Source organism: Pseudomonas sp. GM84, assembly GCF_000282535.1.
Lineage (GTDB): Bacteria > Pseudomonadota > Gammaproteobacteria > Pseudomonadales > Pseudomonadaceae > Aquipseudomonas.
The window spans coordinates 1-8,319 of record NZ_AKJC01000116.1; the positions used below are offsets into that span (position 1 = coordinate 1).

Consider the following 8,319-nt stretch of genomic DNA (forward strand, 5'->3'; position numbering starts at 1 on the left):
TTGGAGGGCAAAGCCCTCCCCGCTTTTGAGGCCACCGCCATTTGGCGCTACGATGGTCAGACCCGCACAACCAAGGTCTGCCTGCTCCATGATCATCGGTGCCTTCCTCATCCTCACCTGGCTGGTGCTGCTCTTGCGCTACCCGGCCAAGGCCCTGCCGATTTCGCTGGCCGCTGTCTGTGGCCTGGCCCTCGTGGCGCTGGCGGTCGTCTGGCAAGACAACCGTGAAACCTCGCAACTGGCGCGGCTCGATCTGCGTCTGACCTACGCCCCGGACCAATGCCCCGCCGACCGCGCCCTGCAGGTGCGCATGAAAAACGGCAACGATGTTCCACTCACCGAGCTGCGCTGGCGCGTGGCGGCCTATGCGCCGGGCGATACGGTGAACCTGGCCGAGAACACCTACAGCGCTCCGCGCTATCGTGGGCCGGGTGAACTGCAGCCGGGGGCCGAGTGGAAGGACTGCCTGCCGTTGCCGCCGCTGCGTGCCGGGTATCGACCGCAGACCCTGGAGTTTCGGGCCGAGCGCCTGCAAGGTACATTTTCCAATTGATGCATTGCCTGCACCGGCCCTATCGCCGGCAAGCCGGCTCCCACAGGTACCCCACAACCCTTGAGATCTGTGGCGTACCTGTGGGAGCCGGCTTGCCGGCGATGAGGCCGGTGCAGTCAACCAGACCTCTCCCGACCAACAGGCCTACCCCATGCCCACCGTCCTGATCACCGGTTGTTCCAGCGGCATCGGCCGCGCCCTGGCCGACGCCTTCCGCGATGCCGGCTACAAAGTCTGGGCCACCGCCCGCAAGCCCGATGATGTCGAGCGTCTGAGCGCCGCCGGCTTCACCGCCCGGCAACTGGATGTAAACGACAACGACGCCCTGAACCGACTGACCGAGGAAATCGAAACCCTCGACATGCTGATCAACAACGCCGGTTACGGCGCCATGGGCCCCTTGCTCGATGGCGGTGTGGACGCCATGCGCCAGCAGTTCGAGACCAACGTGTTCGCCGTGGTTGGCGTTACCCGCGCGTTGTTCCCCTTGCTGCGCCGCACGCGCGGGCTGGTGGTGAACATCGGCAGTGTTTCCGGTGTGCTGGTCACCCCCTTCGCCGGCGCGTACTGCGCCTCCAAAGCCGCCGTGAATGCTTTAAGCGATGCCTTGCGCCTGGAACTGGCGCCGTTCGGTGTACGGGTGATGGAAGTGCAGCCCGGGGCGATTGCCTCGCAATTCGCCAGCAATGCCCAGCGGCAGGCCGAGCAGGTGCTGGCGGCGGATTCGCCGTGGTGGCCGCTGCGTGAGCATGTGCAGGCTCGGGCGCGGGCTTCGCAGGACAGGCCGACCTCGGCAGCGACGTTTGCCCAAGGGGTGTTGGCTGCCACGCGCAAGTCGCCGGTGCCTGCGGTGGTTCGCTTGGGCAATGGCAGTACGGCGCTGCCGTTGATGGCTCGGCTGCTGCCACGGCGGTTGCTGGATTGGGCGTTGCGCAAGCGGTTTGGGTTGTTGCGACCACTCTGATTTTTTTCGGTTGCCTGCACCGGCCTCTTCGCGGGGCAAGCCCGCTCCCACAGGTACAGCGCCAACCTCAAGAGCAGCACAGTACTTGTGGGAGCGGGCTTGCCCCGCGAAGAGGCCGGTGAGAAAGCACACAAATCAGGCAATGGAACGCAATACCCCACCATCGACCCGCAACGCTGCCCCGGTGGTCCCACTGGCCTGCAGCGATGCCAGATAGACCACCATGTTCGCCACCTCCTCCACCGTTTCCAATCGCTTGAGCAGCGAAGTGGGCCGGTGCTCGGCCAGGAAGTTGGCTTCAAGCTCCTCGCGACTGACGCCTTGCTCTTGTGCCAGCTTGGTCATGAAGTCATCCACCCCTTCGGAACGCGTCGGCCCAGGCAGCACCGAGTTGACGGTCACCCCAGTGCCGGCCAAGGTCTCGGCCAACCCACGCGACACCGCCAGCAGCGCCGTCTTCGACATGCCGTAGTGAACCATCTCGATCGGGATCTGCAACGCCGACTCGCTGGACAGGAAGATCACCCGCCCCCACGTGCGCTCGGCCATGCCCCGGGCGTAGTGGCGCGACAGGCGCACGGCGCTCAGCACATTGACGTCGAAGAAGCGCTGCCAGTCGGCATCCTCGATCTCGAAGAACGGCTTGGGCTCGAAGATGCCGAGGTTGTTGACCAGGATGTCGGTGTGCGGCACCTGGTCGAACAGCTGCTGCGCGCCTTCCGGTGTACTCAGGTCGGCGGCGACGCCGATGATCCGGGCTTGCGGCAAGCGCTCGCGGACCGCATTGAGGGCATCGTCGACACGCGCCTGGGTGCGGCCGTTGAGCACCACTTCGGCACCGGCGTCGGCCAGGCCGATGGCGATTGCCAGGCCGATGCCGGCGGTGGAGCCGCTGACAATGGCGCGTTTACCATTCAAGGAAATGTGCATTGCTAATCCCTCTTCAGCCACGAGATTGGTCGAACGCCTGCCAGCCGCCACCCAGCGCCTTGTACAACCCCACCAGCGCCTGCGACACCGCGGCCGAACTGTCGATCCACTGCTCTTCACTGGCCAGCAGGTCGCCCTGCACGGTCAGCACATTGAGAAAGTCCACCGCCCCTTCCACGTACTGGCGCTGGGCCGTTTCCAGGGCGATACGGTTCTGCCGCACCGCCTCGGCCAAATGATCGCGACGCAACTGGCTGGCGTTGTACAGGCGTAGCACATCGTCGATTTCATGCCAGGCCCCGAGCACCACTTTGCGGTAGTTCAGCGCCGCTTCCTGCTGCTGCGCTTCACGCAGCTCCAGAGTACCGGTGAGCCGCCCGCCCTCGAAGATCGGCAGCGACAGCTGCGGGCCAAAGGCGAAGCGGCGCGAATCCCAGGCACCGAAGTCGGAGAGCTGCATGGCCTGGAAGCCGACGCTGCCCGACAGGCGGATGCTCGGGTAGAAGTCCGCCTTGGCCACGCCAATGCTCGCCGTGGCGGCATGCAGGCGGGCTTCGGCCTGGCGGATGTCCGGGCGGCGCTCGGCCAGCTCGGACGGCAAGCCGATGGCGAACGACTGCTGCGGTGCGGGCAGCTCGCCACCCTCCAGCAACTCGGCCTGCAGGCTGCGCGGCGGCTCGGCCGCCAGCAGGCTGAGGGCGTTGATCAAATCGTCACGCCGGGCTTCCAGGCCCGGCAGGCGCGCTTCGATGGACGCGACCTGAGCGCTGGCCTGGGCAACGTCGAGGCGGGTGGCGACACCTTCGGCCTGGCGGTCTTCGGACAGTTTCAGGCTGTGCCGCGCAACGTTCAGGTTGTCGCGGGTCACGTCCAGGGTGTGCTGCACGGCCCGCAGCTGAATGTAGTTGCCGGCCGTTTCCGAGAGCAGCGCCAGCAGCACACCTCGGCGGTCGTTCTCGGCCACTTCCACGCTGGCATCGGCGGCTTCCACCTGGCGCCGCACACGGCCCCAGAGGTCCAGCTCCCAGCCGGCGACCAGGTCGCCCTGCCAGAGGTTGAAAGCCGACTTACCCGCATGGCCAGAAGGGTCGCTCAGGCCTTCGGCGCTGTTACGGGCGCGGCTGTAGCCGGCGCCGGCATCGACCGACGGCACTTCATCGGCCGCCACGGTGCTACGCAGGGCGCGGCTTTGCAGCAGACGCGCACTGGCCATCTGCAGGTCGAGGTTGCGTTCGGCGACGCGCTGGATCAGCGCGCTCAAGCGGGCATCGTTGAAGCTCTCCCACCAGCGCAGTTCCAGCGGCTCGGCCTGTGGCTGGCTCGGCGCTGCCTCACCTTGCAGCGGTGCCCACTGCGCTGGCGCCTGGCTGTCCGGGCGCTGATAGTCCGGGCCGAGGGTGCAGCCGGCCAGCAGCATGGCCAGCAGCAACGGGCTCAAGCGTACGGCGGGCTTCATCGGGCACTGACCTGTTTGCCGGCGAGCGTGTCGCCCCGGGTATCGATGGTCGCTTCCACCGACATGCCCACGCGCAGGCGTTCGAGCAGCGGCTGGTCGTCATCGAAGACGATCTTCACCGGAATGCGCTGCACCACCTTGGTGAAGTTGCCGGTGGCGTTGTCCGGCTTCACCGCGGCGAAAGTCACGCCCGTGGCCGGGGCGATGCTTTCGACATGGCCGGTGAGGGTTTCACCGGCGAACGTGTCGACGCTGATGCGCACCGGCTGGCCAGGCTGAACGTGGGTCAGCTGGGTTTCCTGGAAGTTGCCGACCACATAGGCGTGCTGCAGCGGCACCACCGACAGCAGGCGCGCGCCCGGATTGACGAAGGCGCCGACGCGCAGCGCACGCTCGCCGACCATGCCGTCGACCGGCGCGGTGATGCGGGTGTAGGAAAGATCGAGCTGGGCTTTTTCCAGGCCCGCTTCGGCACGTTTCAACTGGCCGTCGGCGCTGGCCACCTGAGCGCTGAGGATGTCTACCTGCTTGCGTGTTGCCACCAGCGCCGCCTGGGTATTGGCCAGCCGTGCACGGGCCTGGTCGACCCGGCTGCGCGCCTGCTGGGCGTTCTGCACCGTGCCGGCGCCCTGCTCGGCCAGGCGGCTGTAGCGGTTGACCTCATGATCGGCAAAGGCTGCTTCGGCCTGCGCGGCCTTCACTGCCGCCTCGGCCTGGGCGATCAACGAGGCCTGGCGCTCCAGGGTGGCACGGGCATCGGCGCTTTGCGCCTTGGCCACCAGCAACTGGGCCTGGGCGGCATCCAGGGCGGCCTGGTAATCGCGCGCGTCGATAGTCGCCAGCAGTTGGCCGGCCTGGACCTGCTGGTTGTCTTCGACCAGCACCTCCTTGATGAAGCCTGCGACCTTGGGCGCGACCACGGTGTAGTCGGCGATGATGTAGGCATCATTGGTGCTCTGGCGCTGGTCGCTGCCGAACATCCAGGGGCCGACGATGCCGGCCAGCACGGCCACGGCGAGCACCGAGCCGATCACGATTGTCTTGCGCTTGTTGGTCATTTTCAGCGTCTCGGAATTCATCCAGGGTTCAAGCCACCGCACGCGGCGGGTAGACCCGGGTAGGCACGAAAGGAATCAGGCAGATCAGCGCCACGGCGATGCAGGCCATGACCAGGTACAGGTCGGCCGAGGTCAGCACCAGCGCCTGATCGTGAATACGCTTGGCAAGGCCCGCGGCGTTGTCGTCGATCAGCGGGGCATTGCCCAGGCTGTCCACCAGGTGGTTGGAATGAAAGTGCCGGCGCAGGGTGCCGAGGGCATCCAGCAGGCCACCGGCGATCACCGCGGCCAGGCCCTTGACGGTGTTGAACCAGCTCGATGCGAACGGGCCTTCCTGCGGCGTCATGCCATTGGTGGAGAGCATCAGCAGCGGCAGCACGGCCATCGGCTGGCCGAACACCTGCAGCAGGTAGAACGGGTAGAAATCGCCGCGGATCCATTGCGACGTCAGCAGGCTGCTGCCGATGCAGGACGCTGCCAGCATCGCAAGCCCCACGCCCAGCACCCAGCGGCAATCCACCGCGCGGATATTGCACAGCGCCGCCGTCAGCGGCAGGGCGAGCAACTGCGGCATGGCCACCAGCATCATCAGCGGGCTGGTCTGCGCCGGGCGATAGCCCTGGATCTGCGCCAGGTACGCCGAGGGGATGCTGCCCACACCGGAGAGCACGATCAGCACGCCCGCCAGGGTCACCAGGGCGAAGCTCAGGTTGCGCCGCTGCAGCATGCGTAGCTGGAAGAACGGCAGGGGCTCGGACCATTCGTTGTACATGAACAGCACCAGCAGCAGCACACCGCCGCCGAGCAGCCAACAAATCAGCGGCGAGTCGAACCAGCCCCAGCGATCGCCCAGCGACAGACCGAGCACGATACAACTGATGGCCGGCAGGCCGAGCAGCACCCCGCGCCAGTCGAACTGCTTGAAACGCTCCAGGCGCAGCGGGTCTTGCGGCAGGCCCCAGCCCACACAGAACATCGCCAGCGCCGAGGGCAGGATGATCTGCCAGAACGCCCACTGCCAGCCGACATACTCGGTCCACAGACCGGCCAGTGGCGTGCCGAGGTTGGGCCCGAAAGTGGCGGTCAGGGCATAGCAGGCCAGGCCGTAGACCTTGATGCCCGGCGGCAGGAAGCGCAGCGCCACGCTCATCAGCATCGGCGGCAAGGCCCCCGAGGCGAAGCCCTGGAGGATGCGCAGCAGCATCAGGCTGTGCAGGTTGGGCGCGAACGGCTGCAGCAGGCCGAGCACGGCGAACAGGCCGATTGCGCTCAGGGTGAAGCGGCGCAGGGAGAAGGTGGTGGCCAGCCAAGGGGCGAAGGCCATGGCCGAGACCGAGGCGGCGCTGTACACCGCCAGCAGCCAGGCGCCTTCATCGGCGCCGATGCCCATGGCGCCACGGATATCGGCCAGGGAAATCTTGGTCACCGACTCGTTGAGGCCGGCACAGAGCACGGCCAGCAACACACCGAACAGCCCGACCACCACCCGCAGGCCGAACGCCGTCTGCACAGGCGCGACCGGCGCAGCGGCGACGGCAATCGCGGCAGACGGGGTGGATAGGGAACTCACGGGCAGACATCTCCAGCAACAAATTTACGACTGGAGCAAGTCTATGAAGGTCGAATGCTGACGAAAACTGACTTATCGGTAGTTTTAAGTTGCGTCAGACGCAATCCGGGTTTGTCAGTGAGGGCCCTATCGCCGGCAAGCCGGCTCCCACAGGTACAGCGCAGGTCTTGAACCCTGTGATTTCCCTGTGGGAGCCGGCTTGCCGGCGATAGGGCCCTCACAGCCCATCAAGGATCAACGCTGCAACACGCCTTCAAGGTCTGCCGTAACCAGCGATGCGCCGGGTCGTTGTGAAAGCGCGGGTGCCACGCCTGCAGCACCGTCACCCGCTCCAGCGGCACCGGTATCTCGAACGAGCGCAGCGGCAGCCCGAGCTTGTGCACGCTGTTGAGGATGTTCGCCGGCATCGGCAGGATCAGATCCGAATCCGGCAGCGAGAACAGCGCCGAGTGAAAGCTCGGGGTAATCAGTGCCACCCGCCGCTGGACCTTGAAGTTGGCGAGTTCGACGTCGATCGGTCCATTGGCCCGCCCCCGTCGGGATACGCTGATCTGTGGATAACTGGCAAAGCTGTGCGGGGTGATCGGCAGATCGAAGATCGGATGGTCACGCCGCGCAAGGCCCACGTAGTAGGTCTGGAACAGGCTCTGTACCTTGATTTCCGGGCCCAGGTCGACGGTCGAGCTGATGATCAGGTCGGTGCGCCCATCGCGCAGCACGCTGTCATCGTCACCGCCGGGGCTCTCGGGTACGAAGCGCAATACCGTGCGCGGCGCCTGCTCGTGCATGCGGCGCAGCAACTGGGCGCCGTACAAGGCAATGAACAAGTCGTTGGTGCGGATGTTGAAGGCGCGGTCAAGCCGAGGCAAATCGACTTCGTCGGCACTGCGGAACACCTCGCCGGCCTGCTCCACCAGCGCTGCCACCTGCTCGCGCAGGGCCAGCGCCCGTGGTGTCGGCACCAGGCCACGGCCGGCCCGTACCAGGATCGGATCGCCCAGTGCATCACGGATGCGCCCCAGGGTCCGGCTCATGGCCGCCGGGCTCAGGTTCATGCGCTGTGCAGCACCGACCACACTGCCTTCATCGAGCAGGGCATCGAGGGCGACGAGCAGGTTCATGTCCGGGAGTTGCATGGCCGATTTCCGTGGCGGTTGTGGGAAAGCGGATGTTAACAGCTTGGCGGATTGCACCAGACGCAATGCGCTCGTGCGTGCCGGGGCATTTATCTGGATCCTTGAATGGGCCATAAGTGATGCAGTGGCTGTACCGGCCCAATCGCCGGCAAGCCGGCGATTGGGCCGGTACAGGCAACAGATCATCCCGCTTCAACAAGGATCCCCCATGCCCCGCCCCGTCCTGATCGCCATCGACGCCTCCCCCGCCGCCAGCGCCCTGCTCACCCTCGCCCGCCGCTACTGCCGCCCCGGCGAGCACCAACTGCACGTGCTGCTGGCCATCGATTCGACCTTCACCGTGCATGACGCACCGGCGCCCTACACCGCCGAGGAACTGGAGGAATACCCCGCGGCCTGCGAGGAACAACGCGTGGGCGAGCGCGCCGTGGCCGAGGCCGTCGCGACCCTGCAACAGGCCGGCTTCACCAGCCAGGGCTGCATGGTCGCCGGGCAGCCGGTCGAGGCGATTGTCGCCAAGGCGCAGGAGCTGCAGTGCGAACTGATCATCATGGGGCACAGGCATTTGTCGCGACTGGGGCGGATGCTGGATCCTTCGATCAGCGCGAAGGTGATTGATCGGGTGCAGGTGCCGGTTCTGGTGGGGGCGGCG

General features: G+C 66.3%; 8 protein-coding genes. 3 read left to right on the forward strand and 5 right to left on the reverse strand.

Going from position 1 to position 8,319, the window contains the following annotated elements; translation table 11 throughout:
- Nucleotides 1–88 precede the first annotated feature (88 nt).
- Together PMI38_RS10440 and PMI38_RS10445 are read left to right on the forward strand one after the other, a co-directional pair.
- Nucleotides 89–553 carry a hypothetical protein gene (locus PMI38_RS10440; RefSeq protein ID WP_008093562.1) on the forward strand — a complete coding sequence of 155 codons (465 nt, stop codon included), beginning with the start codon at nucleotides 89–91 and terminating at the stop codon, nucleotides 551–553.
- Nucleotides 554–704: 151 nt separating this feature from the next.
- On the forward strand, nucleotides 705–1,517 hold the full coding sequence (locus tag PMI38_RS10445) for an SDR family oxidoreductase (protein WP_008093563.1): 813 nt from the start codon (nucleotides 705–707) through the stop codon (nucleotides 1,515–1,517).
- A gap of 135 nt (nucleotides 1,518–1,652) precedes the next feature.
- Here the strand turns inward: PMI38_RS10445 and PMI38_RS10450 are convergent, their stop codons facing one another.
- The 5 genes from PMI38_RS10450 to PMI38_RS10470 all read right to left on the reverse strand — a co-directional run bounded on the left by PMI38_RS10450 (nucleotide 1,653) and on the right by PMI38_RS10470 (nucleotide 7,667).
- A complete protein-coding gene (locus tag PMI38_RS10450) occupies nucleotides 1,653–2,447 on the reverse strand; it encodes an SDR family NAD(P)-dependent oxidoreductase (protein ID WP_008093565.1) in 795 nt (264 codons plus the stop codon).
- Nucleotides 2,448–2,460: 13 nt separating this feature from the next.
- Complete coding sequence (locus tag PMI38_RS10455) at nucleotides 2,461–3,903, reverse strand: efflux transporter outer membrane subunit (RefSeq protein WP_008093568.1); 1,443 nt, start codon at nucleotides 3,901–3,903, stop codon at nucleotides 2,461–2,463.
- Nucleotides 3,900–4,961, reverse strand: a complete 1,062-nt coding sequence (locus PMI38_RS10460) for an HlyD family secretion protein (protein WP_008093570.1) — start codon at nucleotides 4,959–4,961, stop codon at nucleotides 3,900–3,902. Before PMI38_RS10460 ends, PMI38_RS10455 begins: the two co-directional genes overlap by 4 nt.
- 28 nt (nucleotides 4,962–4,989) lie before the next feature.
- Nucleotides 4,990–6,531 (reverse strand): MFS transporter, encoded by a 1,542-nt coding sequence (locus PMI38_RS10465; RefSeq protein WP_008093572.1) that lies wholly within the window; start codon nucleotides 6,529–6,531, stop codon nucleotides 4,990–4,992.
- A gap of 227 nt (nucleotides 6,532–6,758) precedes the next feature.
- Nucleotides 6,759–7,667 carry a LysR family transcriptional regulator gene (locus PMI38_RS10470; RefSeq protein WP_008093574.1) on the reverse strand — a complete coding sequence of 303 codons (909 nt, stop codon included), beginning with the start codon at nucleotides 7,665–7,667 and terminating at the stop codon, nucleotides 6,759–6,761.
- Between the two features lie 208 nt (nucleotides 7,668–7,875).
- Here PMI38_RS10470 and PMI38_RS10475 point away from each other — a divergent pair.
- A partial coding sequence (locus PMI38_RS10475) for a universal stress protein (protein ID WP_008093577.1) occupies nucleotides 7,876–8,319 on the forward strand: 444 nt, incomplete at its 3' end.